The sequence below is a fragment of the Marinomonas mediterranea MMB-1 genome (genome assembly GCF_000192865.1).
In the GTDB taxonomy this organism is placed as follows: Bacteria; Pseudomonadota; Gammaproteobacteria; order Pseudomonadales; family Marinomonadaceae; genus Marinomonas; species Marinomonas mediterranea.
In genome coordinates, this window is the sequence record NC_015276.1 from 2357763 (window position 1) to 2382309 (window position 24547).

The following is a 24547-nucleotide window of genomic DNA, read 5'->3' on the forward strand; positions in this document are numbered from 1 at the left end:
CTTTAAAGCATGTTCAGCTCTTTTGCCTGCTTTAGGCTATCTAAATAGACGTTTCTCAAACCGTCGGCGTCAAGGCCGTGTTGCTCTAACTGAGCCAGCGGTAGAATATCCCACCGTCCCGCTTCAAAATCACAAACAACTTTGAGAATGCTACCGAGGTTGCCTCGCTTAGCCAGAAGGGCATCTTTGATTTGTGAGTCTAACGGTATGCTTTCTAACAAAGATGTCATATCTTCTTCAAAGATCGCAGGTAAATAGGAAAATAACCCCGTTAAAAAAGCGCCTTGTTGTTCCGGAAAGATTTCATGGGCGAGCAGTTGGCAAAAATAAGCGCGACTAAGCGCCATGCTAGTCAAGCAATCGGGCTTTCCTTCAACACTCGAAAACATGGCAAGCGTAACCCATTTGAGCAAGTCTCTTAATCCGATGATTTCTAATGCGCGCTGGACATTTGGGATGCTAAATTGACGATGATAAGGCACCGCTTTGGTTAATTTTATCACCCGAAAAGCTAGGTTTGGGTCACGTTCAACGGTGTCTGCCAAAGATCGAATGGTAGACGTATGGTTGTTTAATTTTTCGATTAATTCCGCCAAGATGATTTTGTATATCGGAAAAGTTTTGCCTTTTATATGTTCAACCTGAGTCAAAAAAGGGCCGCTGAACGAGTTAACTTTTTTAGTCGCAACGAGTTTATCTAGCTGACTTTGTATGTGCACATCACACACCCATATTTTTTTGGGTGAAATACTAGGCAGTTCGATACTCTGAAGCACCTTGGTGATTCCTGTTCTACTAAGCTCAAAGCATACGCTGGTAAAATTTCTGAGAATCTCGTCAGGTGTGTCGCAAGAAGGGTTGACGATACCAAATTCAAACCCCTCCATGCGCAATTTTTTAATTCTAGAAAGTATCTCTGGGCCAATCAGCTCGTCTGACTTAAGGAATAGGGTGGCTCTTAACGCATTTCGCGGAGGTAAGCTTACGAGATCGACAACCGGGATTTGTATGAACAACGGGCGGTTCGGTAGCACATCTTTTACATGGCTACTAAAGAAAAGAGCATTGATTAATGTACTCTTTTCTGAGTTTTCGGAAGAAAAATTGCAGGAATCACTATAAGTAGAATGCTTTATATAATAAGCTTCTGTCTTAAGTAATGAATCGACAATGTTCTCTCTGCAAAATAGGAAGTTGGTTCTCATAATTTTGTAAGTTTTTATGCATTATTCATGCAAAAAGTTACTTTAACAAGCTACGATCTATATTATCATGGTTATAATTGTAGTATCACTTTGAAAGAAGCACTTGGAGTACGCTATGGCAAGCATGTTAGACGCCGTCGATCAGAGGACGCAGTTAGTAGGTGAGAACCGCCTCGAGTTATTGATGTTCCGCTTAGGTGGAATGCAAATGTTCGCTATTAACGTATTCAAGGTTCAGGAAGTCGTTCAACTTCCTCGACTTAATTTAATGCCGCATCGACACCCTTCGGTTGCAGGCGTTACACATTTTCGCGGCAGGACTATTCCGGTTATTGATCTATCAGAATCAATTGGCATGAAGCCAATCGATAGAGATCAGCCTTGTAACTTGATCGTGACGGAATACAACAATACAGTACAAGGTTTCATGGTTGGTGAAGTTGATAGAATCATCAATATGAATTGGAACGAAATATTGCCGCCGCCAGACGGTACTGGCCGCCAACACTATTTAACGGCGATTACTCGGATCAGCGAACGTTTAGTTGAAATAATCGATGTGGAAAAAGTATTGGCAGAAATATCGCCGTACGACTCACGAATTTCTGACGAAGTCATCGATAAAGACTTATTGTCCTTAGCAAAAGGGCTAGAAGTACTTGTTGTTGATGATTCTATGGTTGGTTTGTCACAATGCCGCTCAACGTTAGACTATTTAGGTATTACTGTTCACGAAGAAATGGACGGTAAAAAAGGTCTTGAACGTTTAAAAAGCTGGGCCTCTGCTGGCGAGGATGTACCGAATAAATTGCTGATGATGATAACGGATGCGGAAATGCCAGAAATGGATGGCTATCGATTAACGCGGGAAATTCGTGAGGACCCTAGATTGAAAGATCTATACATTGTCTTGCATACATCGTTAAGTGGTAGCTTCAACAAAGCGATGGTTCAAAAGGTTGGGTGCGATGATTTCCTATCGAAGTTCCAGCCAGATAAGCTTGCGACCGTTGTTCAAGACCGTATTAGAGACGTTATTAATCGCGACTAGCTAACACGGCCTTTTGAAAGGGCACTATAGAGGGACTTCATGTCCCTCGAATATTTTTATGTCTATTTTTTTCTATTTCCTACTTGGCTTCTTGGTGTTTCAGTACCACCGCCTGTCTTTGTTCTCGCTACCGGTATTGTGGAGTGGACTCATTATCATACAAATGATGAGCGAGGACGTTTATCCAGTTAGTTCAATGGTACTTCATGGCTGCTTAGTACTTGTAGTTTGCAATGCGGTCTTATTTGTAAAGCAAGTTAATCAAAAACACTTGAATGTCGAAAGTATTGCTCTGGCGCTTACGGGGTGCGTACTTGGTGGTGTCATTGCTGGGCAGATTATTGGTCTCACAAGCTACAATATGGCCATGCTTACGATCGTGACCTGTGTCTATTGCCTTTTTTATGTTCTTACTTCGTCATTCAAAGCCCGGTTAGAGGCTTTTCGTCACCCATTGGAAAAAACGTTGGTAGGCAGTCTTATTGCCAACATGGTCTATGGCTTGACGCTCTTTGATATGACAATGGCGACAAAAAGCCGCCAAGATCACTATTCGCTGCTCGATCATTTAAAAAGCCTATTTTTGTTTTTAGGAATGGGTGTTGGTTTAATAATCCTACCTGTCGACAATACGTTCAATGTAACGCTTTCAGCTCTAATGCCTATCATCGCGTCTTTAATGGGGGTTATTGTGTCTTCTTTTATTAAGCTAGAACTAAAATCCAAAGCGGATAGAGTGGTAATGGATGTGTCTGCAATGTGCTTTTGTTTTTCCGTATTGCTTAAGGACGCGACGTTTTTGTCTTCTGATTTCAGTCTGTGGGCAATATTTTCTTAAAACACACATCTAAAGCTTAAATGTTGGATAATCTCCTAATCTTAATGAGGCTTTGGGACGTAAAGACTCAACTCACAGGTTTTAACTAATATATATTCGCTCGTGCCTTTGTGTATGAAGCAAAAAAGGAGTAATTGTGGCTAGCAGCAAAAAAATAGGCGTTTTGCTAATGAACCTTGGAACGCCTGAAGCACCGACTCCAGAAGCCGTTCGTAAATACTTAAAAGAATTCTTGTCGGATAGACGAGTCGTCGACTTATCGCCGATATTATGGAAGCCCATTTTAAATGGCATCATTTTGAATCTTAGACCTCGTAAAGTGGCAAAAGTCTATCAGCAGGTATGGATGGACGAAGGGTCACCACTTCTTGTTTTAGGGAATCGATTACGTGATGGCGTGCAGAATGCTCTTGATCAGTTAGAAGATCAATACGTTGTTGCCAGTGCGATGACATACGGTACTCCCAACGTAGAAAGTGCTGCAAATCAATTTAGAAGAGAAGGTGTCTCGCACATTTTCGTATTACCAATGTACCCACAGTTTTCGGGTACGACCACCGCAGCGGCTTACGATCGGTTAATGAACTCATTAGCAAAATGTCCAGATTGGCCCACGTTAAATCTATATCATGACTATGCGGATCATCCGCTTTATATCCAAGCATTAGCAAAAAGCGTCACTCGCCAATGGGAAGCACAAGGAGAAAAACGACATTTAGTGTTGTCGTACCATGGTATCCCCAAGCGTTATGTGACTAATGGCGACCCTTATGCTCGTCGTTGCGAGAAGACGAGTGCGTTACTTGCAACACAGCTCGGGTTAAATGAAGATGAATGGACGCACGTGTATCAGTCGCGCTTTGGCAGAGAAGAATGGTTACAGCCTTACGCGGATAAAACATTAGCATCGATGCCAGCCTCCGGTTTAAAACGAATCAATGTTATCAGTCCCGCTTTTTCTATCGATTGTATTGAGACACTTGAGGAAGTGACTCTAGAGTTGGGCGATGAGTTTAAGCATAACGGTGGGGAAGTATTCGATTATATTCCCGCGCTCAATGACACGTCAGAGCATATCGCGTTATATAAAGATATTATATTGGAAAACACGGTTGCATGGAGAGATGAGCCCTAGGGTAACAAGTCCACTGGCTTCAGCGTGTGGATAACTCTTCTTTATTCGAGGCAAGTGTCTGGAGACAAATGTCGCTGTCCAATATTGAGCATATTGGCAAGAAAGTTAATAAAGAATTAAAGAAAGCGCGAATTTAACTCAACGTACGGCACGCCCTTTGGGTCTTTCAGAGAAACAGCCTATCTTCGTTAAGAGTGATTGAAAGGTATTAACATTCCTGCTCACTCTCGCCTTAATAAGCTGTTTCTCTGATAAGGCTGAAGCTCATAAGACTTATTCGTACCTTCCCTAGAGTGCGACTCTGTCTTGAAATGAATGGAGAAAACTATGACAACCATTACAACAGTAGCGTTTGACGCTGATGATACGCTTTGGCGAAATGAAGAGCTGTTCACCCATGCTCAACAGCGCTTTTTTGATTTATTAAGTCCGTATCATGATCAAGATTACATAAAAGGTCATCTAGAGCGCGTTCAAATCGAAAATATCAGCCACTTTGGTTACGGTATCAAAGGTTTCACTTTGTCTATGATTGAAACGTCGATAGGGTTAACTGAAGGGCGAATTACGGGATACGAAATACATCAAATTATCCAACTCGCCAAAGAAATGGTACAAGCGCCCGTAGAGATTTTGAATGGTGTTCAGGCGGCACTCGATCTACTCAAAGGGCGCGTGCAACTCATGATTATTACGAAAGGGGATTTGCTTGATCAAGAAGGAAAAGTAGCACGTTCTAAACTGGCTAAGCATTTTGATTTTATTGAAGTGGTCAGCGAAAAAAATGTGCAGACCTATAGTGAGCTGCTTAAACGCTACCAAATCGTGCCATCGGAGTTTCTGATGATTGGTAACTCTGTTAAGTCAGATATACTGCCTGTATTAGACCTCGGAGCCAATGCGATCCATGTGCCTTACCACTCAACTTGGGTTCATGAACAAGTCGATAAGACCACCTTATCGAAATATGATATTTTAGAGGCTAATGGAATGGATAGTGCGATGGATATTTTAATGAACACATATCAAATTAAAGGGTTTTAATGAACAAGTTGATCACAATGGCGTTTTTCTGCGCCAGTATTGTAAGCATATCAGTGCATGCTGAACAAAGTACGCTTGAAACCGCAAAAGAAAAGGCTTCTGAGCTGAGCGACAGTGCATTGGAAAAAGGCAAAGAAGTGTATGAAAAAGCCACTGAGAAAGCTTCGGAAGTAGGCGGTGACGCATCAGATAAGGCTAAGGAAATCGGTTTAGATATTTGGAGTGGTGTCAAAAAAGCTGGCAATGCAGCGGCAGGGTACGTTGAAGAGGGGGCTGCAAAAGTTAAAGAAATGACTGACGACGAAGAATCGGAAAGCAACCCTCAAAAGAACGAATGTGAATCCAGTTTTTTTAATAGTTGTGAAGAGAAATAGGGTAGAAGTTTGGTAACTGATCAGCCAAATAATGAATGGGAAAAGGAGTTTCTCGATCAAGCTGAGAGTAAAATCGGTACGCCGATGACTCGTTATTTGTGTCCAAAATGCAAGAACGAACTAACGTTAAAATCGGGTAAAAAAGGCGAGTTCTGGGGTTGTTCTCACTATCCAGAGTGTGACTATACTGCGGATAATGTTGATGGACGGCCAGTACGAAAAAAACGATATTTTTGCCCATCTTGTCAAAATCCACTGAGAAAGCGTGAACATAACGGAAAGGCCTTTTGGGGTTGTACCAATTACCCTGAGTGTAAAGTGACGCTTGAGGACGACAACGGCGTTCCGGCCACAACGAAAAAGTATCCATGCCGAGTCTGCGGCCACTATTTAGTTAGAAAAAAAGGGGCCAAGGGATACTTTTGGGGGTGCATTAAGTATCCCACTTGTCGAAATACTCTTGATGACGATCAAGGTCTACCAAGACCTCGAAAATCAAAAAAGAAATCATAAAGAAGCTCTTATCTTAAGTGCTTTTACTAAAAGATAAATGCTTCGAACATTCGACTAACGCACTGTCCAATGTATCGTACTTGAATGAGTACCCTATTTTTTCCAGTCTATTAGGTAGGACAAACTGACCTTTCGTAAGCAGCTCTGACATCTCTCCAAACAGCATTTTTAGAGCAATGGCTGGAGTAGGCATCAAAATGGGGCGATTGAGTGATTTTGCGAAACTTTTGGCGAATTGAGCCTGATTCACTTGCTCAGGAGCCACTAGGTTAATCGAGCCTGTGTAGCGATCATCTGAAATGGAATTAACAATGACATTAGAAGCATCGTCTATATGAACCCACGGAAACCCTTGTGCGCCGGTACCAATTTTACCGCCTAAGCAAAGTTTATATGGGATCAGCATTTGTTGCAGTGCTCCGCCACAACCTAATACGACTCCTAGGCGAAGCACGCAAACACGTGAACCTTTACTTTCAAACGCTAAAGCGGATTGCTCCCATTGTCGACACAAGTCATGAGTGAACCCGCCTTTGGGTGGTGTTTCTTCGCTAAAACGTACGCTGTCATCGTAACCGTAATATCCGACGGCAGACATGGATATTACTACCTTCGGTGAGGTATTCATCCTTTCATAAATCGCTTCAGTAAGACTCACCCGACTTTCATAAAGGGCACGTTTTCTAGATTCCGACCAGCGCTTCTCGGCGATGGATTCTCCTGCGAGATTTATTAACACATCGAAAGAATGATCTGCGATTTGATCAAGGGTGATTGGCTTAACTTTCGGTTCGAGGTTATGATTTTTTCGACGGACTAAGCCATATAGAGAGATCGTATTTGTTGTATTTTGAACACGTAATAGAGCTTTTATTAACTCACGGCCAACAAACCCTGTGCATCCCGTTATCAATATATTCATCGAATTACCCTTAAATTACCTTTTACGGCATTGCACGCCATTTAGATCAGGTACATGTTTGATTTATAAACAATTTTAACAAGTATGTATTCTTATCGCGCTAAAAGCTTCTTTTTCCTCATCAGGCTCGTTAGAATGGGAGTAATAAGAAATTAAGGCGTAAAAATGCAACTCAATTCATTCGATCACATTATACTGCTAGCGCATGGTAGCCCAGACACTAAATGGAAAGAACCTTTCGAAGTGATAACATCCAATATAGTTGAAAAAGTCGGTTCTGATCGCGTTAGCCTCGCTTTTATGGAGCTCACGACACCGACACTAGAAGATGTGATTCAATCTCTGCCAGTTTCAAAGCAAAAGCTTGCCGTATTGCCTCTATTTCTAGCCGTTGGGCGTCATTTACGTCAAGATGTCCCTGCGCAAATAGAAGACATTAGTCAGGCTCAAAATCGCGATATCACCTTATTGCCTCCTATTGGCGATGACAACGCTGTGCGTGATGCGATCGAACAGTCGATTATCGGTCGACTTAGTAATTGAAGAATTTTAACATACGGATTTAAACTGAATGCTTTTTACTCATTTACCGGGCGAAATCTTTCAAGCGCTTTCTGGGTCCAATAAAGGGCTTATCGAGGCCGTCTTATTTGATTTGTCCGATGTATTTTATGATCACGCAGAAGATCCAATTAAAGAAAAATCTGCCATCATCGAATCAATTGAGGACACACTACATAAGCTCGATACGTTAGCGTGGCATGATGAGCATAAGGAAGGGTTTGAGTCGCCAAAAACAATCCATGACTATGCGCTAAGAATCTATCACCGTTTGGTGAATACGGGATGGCTAATCGAGGAGCAAGAACTCTATCGAGTCAGTGTATTAATGTCTCCTCAGGTCTCAATGTTACTTAGATCTCTTGTCGAAATAAGTCGCCATGGTAAACGAAACTATGGCGCTACCGTGTTGAGTATATTGAGCAACCTTGAATCGGTAGTTAAACATCCGGTTGAACGTGGCGTAACCTTAAGTCAAACCGCAGAAGCTTCTAGAGAGTTTTCGGCCCATCTTAACCAAATTTTGCTTGGTATTCGTTCGCTACAACGAGAACTATTTACGCGCCGAAACCCAAAAGAGATCGTTTCTGGTTTCTTTGAGTTATTTGTCGAAGGCATTTTGATTGCGGACTATAAAACGATTAAGACAAGTAACAACCCGTTTCGCTTTCGTCGTCAGATTTTAGAAATTGCTAACGGTTTCCTTGCAGACACAACGCTGACTTCTAAGGTTGCACAGTGCTACATGGATCAGCAGCTTATTTCGATGGAAGCGGCGTTAAGTCTAGTCGAAAAAGACTGTCGAGATATCATCCAAACTTTTTCTAGTATTGAGCAACGATTAGAACGAATAGATGAATATCGCTATCGACTAGAGAAAAGAGCAGCCGATACCGCTCGTTATATGGACAGTTCACGCCCGGGTATGGCCAATAAAATATCGGGCATTATTACCGACGTTGCTAAGTTCGAAACACTACCAGTATTAAAGAGCGTGGTAGGAAGTAAAATAGTGGGCGTTGAATCCGCCGCTCAACCAATAAAACGTAAAGACCCACCACCGCCTAGAGTAATAACGACACGAGAAGTATCCGAATCTGCATTAGAGTTCCGTGACCGTCAGCGTCGCTTCCATGAAGCTCGACAAGTTACTGTTGCGAAGTTAGAAGGGTACCTCGATCGACAGCTAATCGAAAATGATTCAAAACACATATTGGACTTCACCATCGAATCGGTTGAAGACTTTGTTTGTTTCGATCACATTCGCTATGTTGGTGCATTAGGTGTATCCGCTAAAAAAGTCGAAAAATCATACGAAGTTATATTCACCGATCAATATGTTGATGTACACGAGTTTGTTGAATGTCGTGAATTCAACGTGGTACGTAGGAGCAGAGCTTAATGCTTAGAGAGTTAAAAAAAGTCGTTGAAGAGTCTGCCAAAGACCCACAAGAATTTCAGCAAACCGCAAACTATTTAGTCGCTAATCAATTTGTCAGTGCGTACAAGCACGGACAGCGCAAGCACTTCTTGTTAGTCGAAATGTACCAAGACTACTTTTCAAAGTTATTCGACGCGCTTGGGATGAAGCTCTACATCAACGAAAATGAGCGACTAGCCGGCATCTTACCAGTTCAACGGGAAGCCTTTGTTCGTTTAAAAACAGACGAGACATTGTTGTTGCTCGTGTTGCGACAGATTTACGAAGAGAAAATCGAGAATTTCGAGGTAGATAACGGCTTTGTTACAACAAACACTCACACTATTCTTGAGCGTTTTGTTCAACTTGTAAAACGTGAAATCCCAACAGAAACGCGTTTTAAAGAGATTTTGACGCTCTTTAGTCGTCATGGCGTCATTATTCGTGGCAAAACCTACGATGAAGACAGCAAAAATATGATGATAAACATCACGCCGGTTGTCCGACTTATTGTCACCGAAGCGTATTTGCGTCAGCTTGAATCCTTTAATGGTAGCGATCCTGACGATGATGACCTTGACGCAGGTTCGTCCAGTGAAGTTAACGTGTCAGATGACGCGACATCGACTGAGCAAAACACAACACCGGATAGCGGCGTGATATCCGAGCAAGACGCCACAGAGAACAACGTGGAACATCAAGTAATAGAAGAAGACGAGAACCAATAGGTCTATTATGAAAAAGTTAAATCGAATTGTTTTAGTCAATTGGTATTTGCTCGGAGCAGAAGAGATCGATATTCGCGGAAATACTGCGATTATCGGACCAACTGGCTCGGGGAAATCGTCGTTACTTGATGCGATCCAGACGGTGCTTACTGGAGCAAGCAAGCGACATCTAAATTACAACGCCAGTGCTAACGATGGTAAAGCATCCGGTCGTAGCATACGCTCCTATATTCTGGGGATGATCGACTCAGGTCAGGGCAATCCAAAAGTTGTCGGTACGGAACCACGACAGGATGCCATATGTTACCTTGGTCTTGTTTTTGAAGATTCGAACACAGGTAAAGAAAGCACGATTGGCTTGTGTTTGAGCGCCTCGCTTGCCTCACCAGAAGAAGACATACTCGGACGTTTCATCCTCCCAAACTATGGGATACGTCGTGACGACTTCGTGGAAATGCTAGGGGCGAAAAGCTACAAAGCGAAGCCTTGGCTAGAAGTCCGTGAAGCCATGAAAAAGGCCTGTCTCGATCCTTACATTAAGTCAGGAAGCGCTTCCGCTACTCAATATATTAACCGTTACCTAGAAGAGCTGAGCCCAAGTCCAGATCACATTATTACCCTGGACAGCTTTCTTAAGAACTTTAAGAATGCATTAAAATTTGTCCCTATTGCATCACCTACTCGGTTTGTTCAAGACTTCGTATTAACCGAAGCACCATTGCAAGTTGGGGCTTATCAAAAGTCGCTTGCGGAATATAAACAGCTAGAGTCAAAAACTCAGGAAGTAGCGAAACGCATTGATGACTTAAAGGCTATTCAAGTTGAGTGTGATAAAAAGCACCAACAAGAACAAACAGCCGTAAACTATCAATGGGTTGCCACAGAAGCTCGATTCGATGAATTAGGTTCTAAGCAGGATGATATTCAAGATCAGTATGAAATTCATCGTGATCGTGAAGAGGAAATTCAGGACGAGCTTGGAACACGTTCAACGTTGTTAAAGCAGCTACAAGGCCAACTAGTTCGCCTAGAACAGCAGTACGAGCATTCTGATGTCGGACTTAAGTTACAACAGCTAGAACAGAGTAAAAAGCTGATCGAGTTGCAAGGGCAACAAGACATCAAAGTGCTGTTACAAGCTCGACAAGCTATTATGCTGCTCGGTGGTATGGCTCCTTTTAACGATGTCTTAAGCGACACAATGAAAGCCATTCTGGAACAAGCTGGCAACCAGTTAGATGTCATTGACGATCAAGGAAAAGTTCAAGGTGATTTAAAAGGGCTGGTCAAATTTTTTGAAGGGCTAAACCAAACGCTTGACGATGAAAAAAGTCATGTGTTTCAGCAACGCTCTCAGTTAAACCGAACCATCCTAAACCTGAAAGATGATTGCAAGCAATTAGAAGCTGATGTGTCGTCGCTTAAGGGCGGTTCGAGTCCGCTGTCACAAAACACGAAACGCTTGATCGGCTTACTAAAACAGGCTCATATCGATGCCACACCATTAAGCCATCTTGCAGAAGTTACTGACCACAAATGGCAAGATGCGATTGAAGGTTACTTAGGCAGTCAACGCGAAGCTTTGATTGTGGATCCTGACGACGCGGAAGAAGCGATTCGTATTTTCCGAGCTCATCGACGTCAGTTGATGGGCTGTCGAGTAATTGATACGACGCAAACACGATTATGGTTGAATCGTGGCGACAGAGGGTCGGTTCTCCAGTTTATTCGTTGTAATAATGATCATGCGCAGGCGTATTTGAATCGACGCTTAGGTGGCATTAAGCCAGTTGAAACAGAGCGACAACTGCTCCGAGAAGACAGCGCCATGACCTACGACGGCATGTTGAAACTGTCCGGCACCATTTCAACCATTCGGTTTGTACCTCACATGATGGTGGGTATTAATACTGATGGAATGCGACAGTCAAGAGAGAAACAGCTTGGTGAATTGACTCAAGAGTTGATGGATTATCTGAAATCCGATCAAAGGCTTGAACAAGCTGATTCAATTCTAGGTCGCGTTATGGCCTCATCACAATTTGATGTTGAAGGCTTATCTGAAGCGAATAAAGCCAATACGCATTCTCAGCATGAGCTAAACGATATTAACGAGCAGATCGAATCGTTGCAGGCGCATGATGATACTGAATTGCAGGAAAAAATTGAGTCACTCAAAGAACGTATTGCAGCCACCGAACTCGAACAGAAAAAGCTCGATCGTGAACGCCAACAAATTTCGGAGCAGTATGGCGCATTAACCACTCAGAAGAATCAGTTGAGCGCCGCATTAAGTTCATTGGATGAAGACAGAACGAAGTTAACGGCTAATTCTATGTTTAATGCTGAGTATGCTAGCGAACGCTACGAGCTACTTGAATCGAGTATGGTAAACGGTGCTGCGATCTATAAAGAAGCCATTTCTCGCGCTGACAAGGCATCCGAAAAAGCCCGAAGTTTTGATCAGAAAGTGCGTAAAGAGGTGGCTGACCATTATGCACGTTATCATCAAGCAAACCTCGATGATGATGTTCAATTGGATTATCTTGAGTCCAAATTTGAAGAGTTTGAGCATTACGTCAACTATCAAATCGACGTTCTAAGTGAAACTGAGCTTGCTAAATACGCTAAGCGTGCAGAGTTAGCTCGACGTGAGGCTGAAGAAACCTTCCGAAGTGATTACGTTTCTAAGCTTAAGGATTCGCTGGATCAAGTTGCTCAAATCATTCGTGAGCTTAACCATAGTCTTAAGCGACGTCCATTTAACCAAGAAGTTTACCAGTTTAAGTATTACCCTAACGGCGATATGAAGGACATTCTTGATTTAGTGGAACGATTTAGTGCGCAAGATCAAGCCAATGTAGGCGGGCTTTTTGACCCAGAGTTCACTGGCGATCCAGATCATGCAAGAGCATTGAATGCCATTCAGGAACTTATCTCTGATGAAGAGAAGCAAAAAGATTTGGCGGACTATCGGAAGTTTTATAACTTCGAAGTCGACATTCTTGATATGAATGGCAATATGAAGACGACCTTGAGTCAACGTATTCAAACAGGGTCTGGTGGTGAGCACCAAATTCCATTCTACTTGGCGATTGCGGCGGCGCTTTCTACAACGTATCGCCTACATGAAACAATGGAAGGCGATATTGTGGGTGGCTTCTCTCTCGCTATGTTCGATGAAGCATTTAACAAAATTGACATGGCTAAGACAGCTACCTGTATGGGCTTTATGCGAGACATCGGCCTACAAGTTATTGCCGCCGCACCCGACGATAAGCGAGCGGTCATGGCTGCAAACATGGACACGATTATCAGTGTTTGGCGTGAAGGAGGTGCGGTATCCTTAGATGTCGCGTATCCTAAAATGAAAGGTCAGGCATTGCTAAATAGCACAGAAGACCTACAACAGGTTAAAGAGCAGGAAGAGGTTACAGACTCACTATGATCGTTGAGCAGGAGATTCGTCAGCTAATAGAGCGCACTTTCGATTCAGAGGTGCTTGATCTTACTAACGAAAGTTATATGCATAATGTACCGGAAGGCAGTGAATCGCACTTCAAGTTAACATTAGTGAGTAATGAGTTTTCTGGAAAGCGTTTGGTTCAAAGACATCAAATGATATATGGTGCTTTAACTGAACAAATGCAGAAAATTCATGCCCTTGCTCTTCACCTTTACACCACTGATGAGTGGGCCAAGAGAAGTAACTCAGCCCCGTTATCACCTAATTGTCATGGAGGTGGCCGATAGAATATCGGCTTAACAAATATATGAGCATTACCGTAAATGTTGATAATGATAACAACACCGTAGAGATTACGGTTGTAGGAAGCTTTGACTTTTCTTTGTTCAATGAGTTTCGTACAACCTATGCAGACTATGTCGGCCAATACGAGAATTTCGTCATTGATATGCAAATGGTTGAATATCTCGATAGTGCTGCGCTCGGCATGCTATTGAGTATGAGAAATGCCTTGGGAAGTGAGGTCAATATTGACATCGCTAACCCCAATGACTTTATTAGAAACATCTTGATGATATCCCGATTCGATAAACGATTTAATATTAGGTAATGCGCTAAATGAAATTATTAGCGATAGACAGTGAAGAGATATATCACGAAATTATCGAATTAAGTTTAAGTCGCAAAGAAATTGAGATAAAAGCGGCATTTAGTTACAGCGAAGCGCTGGAGCTATTTGAGAGCTGGCAGCCTGATATTGTCACATTAGAGGTGGTGGTCAAAGGCGGCAGCGGACTAGAGCTTGTGAAACGTTTAAAGAAAATGGCGGGCGAACGCTTTGTGCCATGCGTTTTCCTCACATCGCAAAGCAGCGATGCCGTGATGAACCAGTGCTTTCATTGTGGTGGCGACGACTTCATACCCAAGCCATTTCATGAGATTTTATTTCGAACTCGCCTCCGTCATCACATTCAACAAGTTACGTTGATTAATGAGTTAACCGAAAAAAATGCCCAGTTAACCTATTATCATCGGATCACAGAACGTGAACACGATATGGCTCGCCAAGTGTTGAACCATATTCAAGTGCACAGTGATGAAAACACTGACAATGTTCGCGTTAATCGACGCGCTGTAGACAGTTTTAATGGTGATTTAGTCATGGTCAAAGAGTGTAAGGCGGGTAGGCTGCTTATATTCTTAGGAGACTTCACTGGGCATGGTTTACAAGCGTCAGTCGGTGCTCTGCCCGTTGCGCAGTCCTTTTTGGATTCAGCCAAGCTGGATGCCTCTCTTCCTGATTTGGCTCGTCGGCTGAATCGTGTGTTATACGATGTTACGCCGGACTATATGTTCTGTGCGGCGCAAATTTTATCATTAGAGTCCGATGGAAGCGCGCAACTTTGGAGTGGTGGCATGCCTCCATTATCAATATTTGCCGATGAAGACTATGTGACGGAATTGCATTCTTCTCATATGCCTTTAGGTGTACTGCCTGACAATGAATTTGATGCTGAGCCTCAAGATTTTCATCTCGAACAAGGGCAGTTAATATTGATGGCGACGGATGGAGCAAGTGAGCAGCTTGGAGAGTCTGGGAGTCGGCTCGGAACCGAAGGAATGCAATCGTTAACCAGTGCCTTGCTGACTGAGTCGAATCAATCAGATCTAGAGAAGTTGTCGGAACTTGATAGAAAATTAACCGCAAGCATTGAAGCATTTCGAGGTGAACAACCTCAAGAGGACGACATGACCTTTGTTATGGTGCGTCGCTAAAAGTAATTGCGCCGAAAGGGTTCTCTTTGGCGCAATTACTTTTACTGGTATTCTCTGTATTCTCTGTATTCTCTGCCTAAACACACGTTTAAATCTGCTTTATTTAAGAGCGTGTGTTTTTGTTCCCTTGATTGTGTTTCCCGCCATGCTTACCTGGCCCCGATTTTTTATTTCCTTTTTTGTTCGCAGGAAAAGGAGTGCGTTTTTTTTCTACTTCCGTTCTAAGTGCTAGAAATAGATCTGTTACGACATCTGGAATCTTATCAATACATGACTGAGTTAGCTGAGGGTTACTGCGAATTTTTGTAACTTCTTCGTCATCGAATAACCCGGAAGCAACCATGAAAGGAATAAGCAACTCTGCAACATCTTCCTCTTTTTCCGACTCAAACCAGTGTCTCTCTGTTAGAAAAACGCCTTCCATAAAACCGCAAGCCCAATCTTGAAGCTCGCTAAACTCTTCTTCATCTTGACTTACTTCAAGTTCACAAGGGACAAGGAAATCTTCTTCTGATTCGAGTTCTTTTTGTATGTCGCCAAAAAGCCTAATGACTAACTTTTCAATACGCTCTTTTTCTTTAGCGCCTTTAAAATTAGGCTCTTCTTCAAAAACGATTGGTAGCCACTTTTCTGTTGGCAAAGAAAAAGGGCATATAGCCAAAGCGGTAAGAAATCCGTGGGCCATTACAAATGTCTGACATTCCTCATGAACGGAGGGGGATTCTAAAAACGTTTCTAATTCATCCAGTTCAAGATCGTCAAGAGGTTGATGTGCCATAAAACAGTGTTTTCCTAATTAATCTAGAGTGTAATTACCAATGGATCATAGCGAATCTACAGCAAAAAATCGATGAAGTCCTTAAGCGTTTGTTAGATAATCCCTCATATGGATACACTGTCGACAATTCTAGCCAAACTTAACATTTCTGAACTACGCTCTGTTCAGAGATCCGCGATCGAATGCTTGGACTCTGGTAAAGATTGCGTCCTAAATCTTCCGACTGGTTCGGGTAAGTCCCTCATTTATCAGGTCGCCAGTTTATTGGGAGACGGGGTTGGGGTTGTTATCTCTCCACTTATTGCATTGATGCAGCAACAAGTAACTGACTTAAAAGCAAATGGAATTAATGCGCGTTTTTTAAATTCGAGTCTAAATAAAGGCGAACGCTACGATTTAGAGATGGAAATCCGATCCGGGCACCTTGATATCATTTATTTATCCCCAGAAAAAATTCTTCAGCCAAGTGTGTTAGCGCTTCTCGACTCCGTTAAGGTTTCATGCATTGCCGTCGACGAAGCGCATTGCATATTTCAATGGGGGAGAGCGTTTCGACCTGAGTACGGGCAACTCGGAGAACTTAAACAACATTTCCCTACCACCCCTATCGCGGCATTAACGGCGACGTCAGATAAAGCAGGTCTCGAAAAAATTGTATCTGGGCTAAATTTAGTCTCCCCTAAACATTACGGGGAGTCTGTTGATCGTCCCAATATAACGCTGCAGATATCTCAAAAAAGAAAGGCAAAAGAGCAACTTCTTTCCTTCATCTTAAAAGAAGCCTTTGGTCAAAAAGGCATTATCTACTGTCGATCTCGTAAAAGAACGGAAGAAATCTCTCATTGGCTTAACACTAATCACATAGAATCGACCTTTTTTCACGCAGCGCTTTCAGAGCAAGAAAAAACACAAAGACATGAAGCGTTTGCAGCAGGGAAAATAAATGTCCTTGTTGCCACGACTGCCTACGGCATGGGAATTGACATAGCCGATGTTTACTTTGTGGCCCACGCCGATTTACCGCCTAGTATTGATGCGTACTTTCAGGAAATTGGGCGAGCAGGGCGCTCAGGAAAAACCGCTAAGGCGCTATTACTATATGGGCTGCAAGATGTTATGCGAGGGATTCAGCAACTAGATCATCAAAATGAAGACAAAACACCGTTTCTGACTTTTGTGGCACTTCTAGAGCAAAGAGGGTGCAGAAGAAAGTCAATGCTGGCACATTACGGCGAAATGCATGACGACTGTGGCAACTGTGATCGCTGTCTGCGTAAGTCTTCAGAGCATAATGTCACTATTGCGGCGCAGAAATTGCTTTCCTATATATATTATTCTAAGGGAACGGCACCGATCACTGCGGTGATACAAGCGCTCATTGGAAAAAGAACGAAAGCAGTACAAAATAATAGGTTGCAGAATTACAACGTATTTGGTGAAGGAAAAGAACTGTCGGAAGTTCAATGGAAGACATTGGCCAGAAAGTTGATCGCGATGAGATTTGTAGAGACCTATGATTCTGGGCCGATGTTATTCAGTCTAACTGAAAAAGCGCGACAAATTTTGCGCAGTGAAATACAACTGATTATGTCAGACGATTATTACTATTCAGCGGATTATGATGTAAACATGGACAATGAAGCTGTCAAAAATACCTTGCGATGGTCGCATCAATTTAATCAAGCGGGTGCAATTAGTCAAAATTTACTGTTAAGGATTGCTGAGTTGAAACCACAGACACCGGCTGCACTAAGTCGATTGACTGGACTATCGATGTCAGAACTAAAGGCTATAAATGCCGATGCCTTGTGTAACCTGCGTGAGGAGATGAATTAGGCCCGTGTCTGTTTCAAATATGGATATCATAATCGATTATGAGCGCGTTGAGCTAAAAGTGCGTGAGTGTATGAATATTGCGTCACAATATTTTAGTACGACACTCAGGACCCCTAGCTTTAACTTTAAACAAAAAGGGAGAGCGGCTGGTACGGCTTATCTACAGAAAAATGAGATTCGCCTTAACTCATATATGTACGCCCAATCCCCGGATGAGTTTATTGAGAGTGTTATTCCGCACGAAGTCGCACACATTGTTGTCTATCAAATATACGGCTCTGAGGTTTCTCCTCATGGCAGAGAATGGAAGGCTATAATGGAACGTCTGTTTGGCGTTCCGGCAGCACGAACTCATAACTTTAAATTACCTCCCCGAAAAGAGGGCTATGAATACCGTTGCGCTTGTTCAGTACACGAATTTACAGCGCACCGACATAGTAGGGCGCGTAAAGGTACGGAGTACATGTGTAGAAAATGTCGAACGACCTTAAAATATACGGGGACAATCAAAAAACGTCAGGCGGAAGAGGTGTAAAAAGTAGGTTTCGCTAGCAGGCAATGACTTAGAATTTGCTTTTGATAAATAGCACCCAAGAAGTGAATGTAGTAATATAGCGGCGTTAATTTTATAGCGATTATTAGTGATGGATTTGTCTCAAGACCCGAAAAATAAAGTTGAGTTGAATAAGCTCCAAAAACGCCTCCGAAGACTCACGGGGCAAGCAATTTCTGACTTCAATATGATTGAAGACGGCGACAAAGTCATGGTCTGCCTATCTGGTGGTAAAGACTCGTACACTATGCTTGAGATTCTCTTGAACCTTCAGGCGAGCGCGCCAATTGAGTTTGAGATTGTTGCTGTTAACCTAGATCAAAAGCAGCCTGGTTTTCCTGAGCATATTTTACCGAAATACCTTGAAGATATTGGAGTGAACTTCCATATCTTAGAGCGCGATACGTATAGCATTGTTAAAGAAGTGGTTCCCGAGGGTAAGACGACGTGTGGTCTTTGCTCAAGACTTCGTCGTGGTTCACTTTATGGATTTGCCGAAGAAATTGGCGCGACTAAGATAGCGCTTGGCCATCATAGGGATGATATTCTAGAGACATTGTTCTTAAATATGTTTTTTGGTGGTAAATTAAAAAGCATGCCTCCGAAGCTATTAAGCGACGATGGTAAGCATGTTGTTATCAGACCGCTTGCTTATTGCAAGGAAGAAGACATCGAGAAATTCGCCGATTATAAGTCTTTTCCGATTATTCCTTGTAATCTTTGTGGTTCTCAGGAGAATTTGCAAAGACAAGTTGTCAAAGAAATGCTCCAGAACTGGGAAAAACAATATCCCGGTCGTACAGACACTATGTTTACTGCCATCAAGAATGTTGTTCCATCACATCTTGCAGATACAGAGTTGTTTGATTTTAAAGGATTAACGCAGTCTGAAGACGCGTTAAAAAAACTGAATATTGTGTCGTTATAGGATTGAGATTATGCGTACAAAATTTGCCGCCATTATTGCAGCAAGTCTTTTTGCAACCGCAGCGAATGCAAACACATTCGAAGGCAGCTTATCAAATGAATCAGTTAAAGTAGACGTAAGTCTTAGTCAGCAGACTTACTTTTTGGATGTTGGCGGTATGTACCATACTGACGATGGATCATACGGTTACGTTGGTGCTCATATTGAAGACATTGAGACAAGTAAAGATTATCCGCTTCAAATTGGTTTAGGTGTACGTTTTATTGCCGTTGATGCCGATGCAGGTGGAGATGATACGGGTGTTGCAGTCGGTCTAGGTGGCTTTTATCGCTACACTTTTCCAAAGGCAAACCGTTTTAGCCTATACGGCTCATTGTATTACTCACCAGAAGTACTTTCTTTTGAGAATGTTGAAAACCTATGGCAAGGCGAAGTGCGTGGTGAATACAAAACATTGAAAAATGCTCGTGTTTTCCTTCGTTACGGACAAACCAGTGTCGAATTTGATAATCGAAATGATGCCGTTGATATGAACCAAGGTATTGGTCTAGGTGTTGTGGCAGACTTTTAATTCAGCGGAAGCTCAATAGGCTTGCAGCTTAACGTGGCGTCAGTTTAAAGGTCGCTGTAATGTAAGTGCGCTGTTTGGCTAAAGAAATAAAAAAGGTGGTCTAAAAAGACCACCTTTTTTATTTGTACTGTATTTTACGAGGTGTTTTTAATCACCTTCGTAAGCGCATAACGCAAATACAGGTGTTTCTGACGCTTGTATTTTTTGACTACCACCCAAATCAGGCAAATCGATGATTGCTGCGACTTCCTTTATATTTGCGCCTTGCTGTTTAAGCAAAGACATAGCAGCGAAAAGCGTTCCACCCGTTGCGATTAGGTCATCAAACAACAAAACTTGTGCACCTTCGTGAACACTGCCTTCTTGTATCTCAAGCTCGGCTTCACCGTACTCTAAAGCATACGATTGTGAGATAGTCTTGCCTGGTAGCTTACCTTTTTTTCGCACTAGTATAAGCGGCTTGCGAAGTTCATACGCCAACACTGAGGCAATCAAAAAACCACGAGCATCGATACAAGCAATATGGCTAATATCACTATCGATATATCGGTGTACGTATGCGTCTACCACCATGCGCATCCCTTTAGGGTCGCTAAAAATAGGGGTAATGTCTCGGAAGCTGATACCTGGTTTTGGCCAGTCTTCAACCGTGCGAATTAGAGATTTTACATAGAAATCATCGTAAAGCATAAATAGAGGTGCCTTAGCATTTTACTTTTATTCAAACTTTAAAATACTATCACAATCTTCGTTCTTACCAACAAGTTTTTGCATCTCATCGATATCGATTAAGGTAATTTCTTTTCCCTCTACTTGGATTAGCTCATTTTTCTGAAAGCGGGTCATAACACGACTTACCGTTTCGACAGCTAGGCCGAGATAATTACCAATTTCTCCGCGTGACATCGAAAGTCTAAATGCAGTTGCAGAATAGCCTCGGCGCTTAAAGCGATCGGATAAATTAATTAAAAAAGAAGCGACTTTTTCATCTGCACTTTTTTTACCTAGCAATACCATCATATCTTGATCGTTACAGATTTTGCGGCTCATAATCTTGAATAGCTGTCGCTTTAGTGATGGGATTTGCTCTGAGAGTGCTTCTAGATGAGAAAAGGGGATCTCACACACAGTTGTCGTTTCAAGCGCTTTCGCTGACACAGGGTAGATGTCATTATTAATACCACTAAGTCCCAAAAGCTCACTCGGGCAATAAAAGCCTGTGATTTGCTCTTCGCCATTTCCTGTTAGATTAAAGGTTTTTAAGGTCCCGGTTCTGACAGCAAATACTGAGTCAAACTTTTCCCCTTGGCGAAATAGTAGTTCACCTTTCTTCAAGGGGCGCTTGCGCTCAATAATTTGATCAAGTCGGTTAACGTCTTCATCGACCAACGCAATGGGCAAGCATAGCGCAGCAAGACTGCAATTCTGACATTGAGAAGTAAGCTTGCTGTTAAATCTGTTTTGCTGAGTGTGTGTGTACGCCATGGAACGCTCCCTGATCTCAAATGATTTTTGAAAATGTAGTTTGTTTGTTTAGGTACTGGTCAAAAAGCATGCATACTCGTCGTACCAGTAATCGACCAACAGCGGTTACCGTTATTATTATATGGTCGGTCTCTCGATCAATTCTTACAATGCCGTCTTTCTTAAGCTGTTCAAGGCCCTCAATTTCTTTGGTAAAGTAGTGCATAAAATTAAGGCGGTATTTTGTGCTTATTTCTCTCGAATCTAAACAAAAGTCACACATTAACTTCATAATAACATCATGACGAATCATATCATCACGCGTGCTGATGTAACCCTTCATTATAGCAAGTTGACCATTCTCAACGCTATTTTGATACAGTGCAAGATCAGAGTGATTTTGTACGTAAGTTCCATCTATTTTGCTAATTGCTGACACGCCGAAGGCAATTAGATCAGTATTTGCATTGGTCGTATATCCTTGAAAATTTCTTTGTAATTCGTGATTGTCTTGGGCAACGGCTAATGGATCGTCTGGCTTTGCGAAGTGATCCATGCCTATATAGCGATATCCCGCTCTCATTAGCGCATTGATCGACTCTTTTAGTATAGACATTTTTTCGTCAGCTGAAGGTAAGTCTTCATCGTTTATACGACGTTGGGCAGCAAAGCGACTTGGGAGATGAGCATAATTAAATACGGAAATCCTTTCAGGATTTAATTCAATGACGCTGTCAATAGTCTGCATAAATGAGGTGGTCGTCTGATGAGGAAGCCCATAGATTAAATCGAAGTTAACGGACTTAAATCCCGCTGTTCTCACGTCATCGAGCACTTTTGCGACAAGCTCTCGACTTTGTTCTCTATGGATTGCTTTTTGCACGACAGGATCGAAATCCTGTATGCCAAGACTAACTCGGTTAAACCCGAACTCTTTTAGAAGCACAAGTTGAGCGTTATCGACTTCTCTAGGATCAATTTCAATACTAAAGTCCTGGCTATCATCTTTTACCAAGTTGAAATTTTCTTCAACATGCTTAAAAAGAGTGCGCATATTATCGACAGATAGAAAAGTAGGGGTTCCACCTCCCAAATGCAGCTGAGTTACTTTTCTGTCTCGATCTAGCATGAGTGCGCGCAAACGCATTTCTTCTGCAAGCAACTCAACATATTCTGCACCTTTGTCGTATTTTTTAGTCACTACTTTATTGCAAGCGCAGTAGTAACAAAGATGAGCGCAGAACGGAATATGAAAGTACAAACTAATAGGTAAGTTTGATCCTTCCATCATTCTGCCAATCAATTCCATCTTGCTTACATCACCCGTAAATTGAGGTGCGGTCGGATAGGATGTGTATCTCGGACCGGAAATATTATATTTTTGGATTAGATTAGAATCCCAAAGCATTTGTATGTCCTATTAAATTTTCTAATACTTAGTTTACTCTTTCCTAAAAGTGGTTTTCTGATCTGAGTCAATAAACTGATTTCCGTATTGGAAACTGCAGTTTGGTTATTCGGATTTTGGAAGGTGGTCAGATTTGAGAGGGGTGAAGGAATGTTCTAGTCGTCAGTGAGCTTGGCTTCTTGTGGCAGGTGTTTGGGTGTTGGTGTGAAGAGCTGTGAAATAAGATTAAAAGAATTATACGTATAATTTTTACAATAATTATTAATAGTAATCTAAGGAAAAGTATCTCCGCGAGACCCACTCTATTTTTCTGGAATTCGAGACAATTTACATTTAACCTTATCGCTCTTATTAATCTCTTTTGAGTACCATGAACAACATCACAATTTATCTATTGCATGGAGCCGGTGCAGGGCACACTAGTGAGTTTCTGACAGAACTTAATGAGCAACTAAGCTCTGCTACAGGCCTTGAAGTAAAAGCGATAACGCTTTCTTATATGAAAACGATGGAAGAGACTCTCTCTAGACGACCGCCTCCAAAATTTGAAAAACTCGTCGATGAGGTTAAAGGTTTGATCCCATCCGACGAACCTTGCATCATCATAGGAAAGTCGATGGGAGCGAGAATCGCAACCCAGTTAACCGTTAGCCACAATGTAAAAGGCGTCGTCTGTTTTGGCTTTCCATTTTACCCCGCCCGAAAGACAGAGAAGCATCGGCTCAGCTACTTAGCAGCCGTCACTAAGCCTTGCCTCATATTTCAAGGGGATCGTGATACGTTGGGCAATCAGGAGTGGGTTGAGCAGCAAGTACTTCCTGAAACGGTTGATGTTCGCTGGGTAGAAGGCGCGGATCATGACTTCAAAAGAGCTAAAAAATACAATACAACCTTAAGTCAGCTCTTACATCAATTAAGCCAATTGACACAAACATGGATAACAAAGAATTGCCTTTAATAAGGGGAAGTAATCAATGGTAGATTCGGATTTTGCGGAACACGCCACATTAGATGCACAGGGCCTTTACTGTCCTGAGCCAGTCATGATGCTGCATGCAGAAATGAGAAAATTGGCGTCTGGACAAATACTTAAAGTATTGGCAACGGACCCATCGACACAAAGGGATATTCCAAAGTTTTGTAATTTCTTAGGGCACCCATTGCGAAAACAAACTCAAGAAGGAGAGGTGTTCCTCTATTGGCTTGAGAAAAAGTAGCGGCTTTTAAAAAAATGGCGCCTTTAAAACTCACAAGACCATAAAAGCACAAAGCGCCATCACCTGAATTAAGACAATGACGCTTTACTATCTCAGCAGTCGAGTGGTTCAATATATGAGCCACTCAATAAGAAATGATTTACGCGACTCTTAGTCTACGGCTGTTGGCGTAGTCTTTTGTAATTACTTCATAAAGCCTTGCGAAGCTAGTAGGGCGAGATAGGTCTACATTGATTTTCAATTGCCTAATAATATCATGCGCTGAAACCAAGCCTCGAATAGCCTGAGACTCTTCATCCACAACCAAAAGGTGTTGATACTTATTTTCTCTCTGGCTAAACAGCAAAGACTCTACATCCACTCCTTTCAATGAAGTGTAAGAAAGCGCAAGCAGGTTTTCTTTCGCTCTCATTACATCGATAGCAAGAAGTTCTTCTCGGCTATAGCCTTGTGCAGCCTGCTTGATGAATGTTTCATCACTTAGATCTTCCAGACTGACTACTCCTATGAATTTATTATCCGCATCGACTACCAGCTTCATCCTAACGTGCTCTTTTTTCATGACATTAACAAGAATGTCAGCGCGCAGCGTTGGCTCAATAATACGAGGAATTCTCGTATTAAAATCAGTAAACACTTTCGTTGCAGGAGAATATAAGCCTGTCGCTTCAGAAACTTCAGGCCACACTAAATCAGTAATTTCTTTCGCAGAAACATAAGTAAGAGTTTTCATTTTGTATTCCTTAATCGATTAAATAA

General features: G+C 42.2%; 26 protein-coding genes. 19 read left to right on the top strand and 7 right to left on the bottom strand.

Annotated features, from left to right (window positions below):
- Window positions 1–2: 2 nt before the first annotated feature.
- Entirely contained in the window at window positions 3–1034 is a 1032-nt protein-coding gene (locus MARME_RS10785; RefSeq protein WP_190273402.1) for an EAL and HDOD domain-containing protein, read from the bottom strand.
- A 286-nt stretch (window positions 1035–1320) separates the two neighbouring features.
- On the opposite strand from MARME_RS10785, the gene MARME_RS10790 reads away from it, so the two are divergent.
- From MARME_RS10790 to MARME_RS10815, 6 genes are all read left to right on the top strand, one after another.
- Window positions 1321–2256 (top strand): chemotaxis protein CheV, encoded by a 936-nt coding sequence (locus tag MARME_RS10790; protein WP_013661296.1) that lies wholly within the window; start codon window positions 1321–1323, stop codon window positions 2254–2256.
- Between the two features lie 58 nt (window positions 2257–2314).
- Window positions 2315–3094, top strand: coding sequence for a hypothetical protein (locus MARME_RS10795; protein ID WP_148231025.1), 780 nt, complete (start codon window positions 2315–2317; stop codon window positions 3092–3094).
- A 136-nt stretch (window positions 3095–3230) separates the two neighbouring features.
- Window positions 3231–4229, top strand: coding sequence for a ferrochelatase (gene hemH, locus MARME_RS10800; protein ID WP_013661299.1), 999 nt, complete (start codon window positions 3231–3233; stop codon window positions 4227–4229).
- 327 nt (window positions 4230–4556) lie between these two features.
- On the top strand, window positions 4557–5273 hold the full coding sequence (locus MARME_RS10805; protein ID WP_013661300.1) for an HAD family hydrolase: 717 nt from the start codon (window positions 4557–4559) through the stop codon (window positions 5271–5273).
- Window positions 5273–5647 carry a hypothetical protein gene (locus MARME_RS10810; RefSeq protein WP_013661301.1) on the top strand — a complete coding sequence of 125 codons (375 nt, stop codon included), beginning with the start codon at window positions 5273–5275 and terminating at the stop codon, window positions 5645–5647. The genes MARME_RS10805 and MARME_RS10810 overlap by 1 nt, the downstream gene beginning before the upstream one ends.
- Window positions 5648–5731: 84 nt before the next feature.
- Complete coding sequence (locus tag MARME_RS10815) at window positions 5732–6160, top strand: DNA topoisomerase family protein (RefSeq protein WP_148231105.1); 429 nt, start codon at window positions 5732–5734, stop codon at window positions 6158–6160.
- A 13-nt stretch (window positions 6161–6173) separates the two neighbouring features.
- Here the strand turns inward: MARME_RS10815 and MARME_RS10820 are convergent, their stop codons facing one another.
- Complete coding sequence (locus tag MARME_RS10820; protein WP_013661303.1) at window positions 6174–7082, bottom strand: TIGR01777 family oxidoreductase; 909 nt, start codon at window positions 7080–7082, stop codon at window positions 6174–6176.
- Between the two features lie 165 nt (window positions 7083–7247).
- Between MARME_RS10820 and MARME_RS10825 the strand changes: the two genes are divergently transcribed.
- Genes MARME_RS10825 through MARME_RS10855 form a run of 7 tightly spaced genes read left to right on the top strand, consistent with a single transcriptional unit; the run spans window position 7248 to window position 15033 of the window.
- Window positions 7248–7625 carry a sirohydrochlorin chelatase gene (locus tag MARME_RS10825; RefSeq protein WP_013661304.1) on the top strand — a complete coding sequence of 126 codons (378 nt, stop codon included), beginning with the start codon at window positions 7248–7250 and terminating at the stop codon, window positions 7623–7625.
- A 28-nt stretch (window positions 7626–7653) separates the two neighbouring features.
- Window positions 7654–9045 carry a Wadjet anti-phage system protein JetA family protein gene (locus tag MARME_RS10830; RefSeq protein WP_013661305.1) on the top strand — a complete coding sequence of 464 codons (1392 nt, stop codon included), beginning with the start codon at window positions 7654–7656 and terminating at the stop codon, window positions 9043–9045.
- Complete coding sequence (locus MARME_RS10835) at window positions 9045–9791, top strand: DUF4194 domain-containing protein (RefSeq protein WP_013661306.1); 747 nt, start codon at window positions 9045–9047, stop codon at window positions 9789–9791. The genes MARME_RS10830 and MARME_RS10835 overlap by 1 nt, the downstream gene beginning before the upstream one ends.
- A 7-nt stretch (window positions 9792–9798) precedes the next feature.
- Window positions 9799–13239: an SbcC/MukB-like Walker B domain-containing protein gene (locus tag MARME_RS10840; protein ID WP_013661307.1), complete on the top strand. Its 3441-nt coding sequence runs from the start codon at window positions 9799–9801 to the stop codon at window positions 13237–13239.
- A complete protein-coding gene (locus MARME_RS10845) occupies window positions 13236–13544 on the top strand; it encodes a BolA family protein (protein ID WP_013661308.1) in 309 nt (102 codons plus the stop codon). The genes MARME_RS10840 and MARME_RS10845 overlap by 4 nt, the downstream gene beginning before the upstream one ends.
- Before the next feature lie 20 nt (window positions 13545–13564).
- Window positions 13565–13867, top strand: coding sequence for an STAS domain-containing protein (locus MARME_RS10850; protein ID WP_013661309.1), 303 nt, complete (start codon window positions 13565–13567; stop codon window positions 13865–13867).
- An 8-nt stretch (window positions 13868–13875) separates the two neighbouring features.
- Entirely contained in the window at window positions 13876–15033 is a 1158-nt protein-coding gene (locus tag MARME_RS10855; protein ID WP_013661310.1) for a response regulator, read from the top strand.
- Between the two features lie 103 nt (window positions 15034–15136).
- On the opposite strand, the gene MARME_RS10860 is transcribed toward MARME_RS10855, so the two are convergent.
- A complete protein-coding gene (locus MARME_RS10860) occupies window positions 15137–15811 on the bottom strand; it encodes a YecA/YgfB family protein (protein WP_013661311.1) in 675 nt (224 codons plus the stop codon).
- 108 nt (window positions 15812–15919) lie between these two features.
- On the opposite strand from MARME_RS10860, the gene MARME_RS10865 reads away from it, so the two are divergent.
- From MARME_RS10865 to MARME_RS10880, 4 genes are all read left to right on the top strand, one after another.
- On the top strand, window positions 15920–17647 hold the full coding sequence (locus MARME_RS10865; RefSeq protein WP_013661312.1) for a RecQ family ATP-dependent DNA helicase: 1728 nt from the start codon (window positions 15920–15922) through the stop codon (window positions 17645–17647).
- 4 nt (window positions 17648–17651) lie between these two features.
- Entirely contained in the window at window positions 17652–18182 is a 531-nt protein-coding gene (locus MARME_RS10870) for a SprT family zinc-dependent metalloprotease (RefSeq protein WP_223294969.1), read from the top strand.
- 109 nt (window positions 18183–18291) lie between these two features.
- Window positions 18292–19128: a tRNA 2-thiocytidine(32) synthetase TtcA gene (gene ttcA, locus MARME_RS10875; RefSeq protein ID WP_013661314.1), complete on the top strand. Its 837-nt coding sequence runs from the start codon at window positions 18292–18294 to the stop codon at window positions 19126–19128.
- Between the two features lie 10 nt (window positions 19129–19138).
- Window positions 19139–19699 (top strand): YfaZ family outer membrane protein, encoded by a 561-nt coding sequence (locus MARME_RS10880; protein ID WP_013661315.1) that lies wholly within the window; start codon window positions 19139–19141, stop codon window positions 19697–19699.
- 147 nt (window positions 19700–19846) lie between these two features.
- On the opposite strand, the gene MARME_RS10885 is transcribed toward MARME_RS10880, so the two are convergent.
- Genes MARME_RS10885 through hemN form a run of 3 tightly spaced genes read right to left on the bottom strand, consistent with a single transcriptional unit; the run spans window position 19847 to window position 22571 of the window.
- Entirely contained in the window at window positions 19847–20389 is a 543-nt protein-coding gene (locus MARME_RS10885) for an adenine phosphoribosyltransferase (protein WP_013661316.1), read from the bottom strand.
- Between the two features lie 27 nt (window positions 20390–20416).
- Entirely contained in the window at window positions 20417–21184 is a 768-nt protein-coding gene (fnr, locus tag MARME_RS10890) for a fumarate/nitrate reduction transcriptional regulator Fnr (RefSeq protein WP_013661317.1), read from the bottom strand.
- Window positions 21185–21200: 16 nt separating this feature from the next.
- On the bottom strand, window positions 21201–22571 hold the full coding sequence (gene hemN / locus MARME_RS10895; RefSeq protein ID WP_013661318.1) for an oxygen-independent coproporphyrinogen III oxidase: 1371 nt from the start codon (window positions 22569–22571) through the stop codon (window positions 21201–21203).
- Window positions 22572–22941: 370 nt separating this feature from the next.
- Here hemN and MARME_RS10900 point away from each other — a divergent pair, with 370 nt between their 5' ends.
- Both MARME_RS10900 and tusA read left to right on the top strand, forming a co-directional pair.
- Complete coding sequence (locus MARME_RS10900) at window positions 22942–23529, top strand: alpha/beta family hydrolase (RefSeq protein ID WP_013661319.1); 588 nt, start codon at window positions 22942–22944, stop codon at window positions 23527–23529.
- 16 nt (window positions 23530–23545) lie between these two features.
- Entirely contained in the window at window positions 23546–23788 is a 243-nt protein-coding gene (tusA, locus tag MARME_RS10905) for a sulfurtransferase TusA (protein ID WP_013661320.1), read from the top strand.
- A gap of 139 nt (window positions 23789–23927) precedes the next feature.
- Here tusA and MARME_RS10910 read toward each other — a convergent pair whose 3' ends face one another.
- A complete protein-coding gene (locus MARME_RS10910; protein ID WP_013661321.1) occupies window positions 23928–24521 on the bottom strand; it encodes a CBS domain-containing protein in 594 nt (197 codons plus the stop codon).
- Window positions 24522–24547 lie beyond the last annotated feature (26 nt).